Consider the following 1,554-nt stretch of genomic DNA (forward strand, 5'->3'; position numbering starts at 1 on the left):
GTCCGGGAGGGCTTTACGGTCCAACTTCCCATGCACCGTCACCGGAAACTCCCCCAACACCACCACCACCGACGGCACCATGAACCCCGGAAGAGACCTCCGCACCCCCTCCAACACCACCACCTCATCGACCACCACCCCCACCTCACCCACCACAAACCCCACCAAAAAATCCCCACCCACACCCGACCGCAACACCACCACCGCACCAGCCACCCCCACCTGAGCAGCCAACACCGCCTCCACCTCACCCAACTCCACCCGCTGCCCCCGCACCTTCACCTGAAAATCCGTGCGCCCCACAAACTCCAACACCCCACCACACCCCCACCGCACCACATCACCCGTCCGATACACCCGAGCACCCACCACCCCCGACACCGGATCCGCCACAAACCGACCCACCGTCAAATCCACACGACCCTCATACCCCCGAGCCACCTGCACCCCACCCACATACAACTCCCCCACCACACCCACCGGAACCGGCCGCAACCGCGAATCCAACACCAACACCCGCGTATTCCACACCGGCCGACCAATCGGAACACCCACCCCCACAACACCCTCCACCACATGAAACGTCACATCCACCGACGCCTCCGTCGGCCCGTACAAATTCACCAACTCCGCACCACACACCCCCGCAAACCGCCCCGCCAACACCGACGACAACCCCTCACCCGACACAAACACCCGACGCAAACCCGAACACCCCACCCCCAACTCCCCCACGCTCAACTCCCCCACGAACACCTCCAACATCGACGGCACAAAATGCACCACCGACACCCCCCACCGCTCGATCACACCCACCAAATACACCGGATCACGATGCCCACCCGGATCCGCCACCACCAACCGCGCACCCACCATCAACGGCCAAAACAACTCCCACACCGACACATCGAACGACACCGGCGTCTTCTGCAACACCACATCCCCCACACCCAACGGAAACTCCCCCTGCATCCACAACAACCGATTCACCACCCCCGCATGCGACACCACCACCCCCTTCGGACGACCCGTCGACCCCGACGTGAACATCACATACACCGCATGCTCAGGCAACAACACCCCCAACCGATCCCCCACCCCCACCGGACCACCCGAAAAACCCGAAACATCAACACAACCCACATCAACAAACCCCACCCCCACCGGCAAACACCCACCATCACCAACCCGCGACAACACCACCACCGGATCCACCACACCCACCACAAACCCCACCCGCTCCACCGGCGCACCCACATCCACCGGAACAAACACCCCACCAGCCCGCACCACCGCAAACACCGCCACCAACAACTCCACCGACCGCGACAACGCCACACACACCCGCGACTCCGGACCCACCCCCAACGAAATCAACAACCGCGCAAAACGATTCACCCGAACATCGAACTCACCCCACGACAACACCACCCCACCACACACCAACCCCCCACCACCCACACCAGCAAACCGCCCATCCAACACATCCACCAACGTCAAACCCCCCACCACAACCCCCACACCATCCCAACCACCCACCACCAACCCACGCTC

The 1,554-nt window shown here is 63.1% G+C and carries 1 protein-coding gene; it reads right to left on the minus strand.

Going from position 1 to position 1,554, the window contains the following annotated elements; genetic code table 11:
• On the minus strand, nt 1-1,554 hold a 1,554-nt coding region (locus YH3_RS34615), incomplete at both ends, for an amino acid adenylation domain-containing protein (protein WP_037127572.1).

The organism is Rhodococcus sp. YH3-3, assembly GCF_001653035.1.
GTDB lineage: Bacteria > Actinomycetota > Actinomycetes > Mycobacteriales > Mycobacteriaceae > Rhodococcus_F > Rhodococcus_F qingshengii.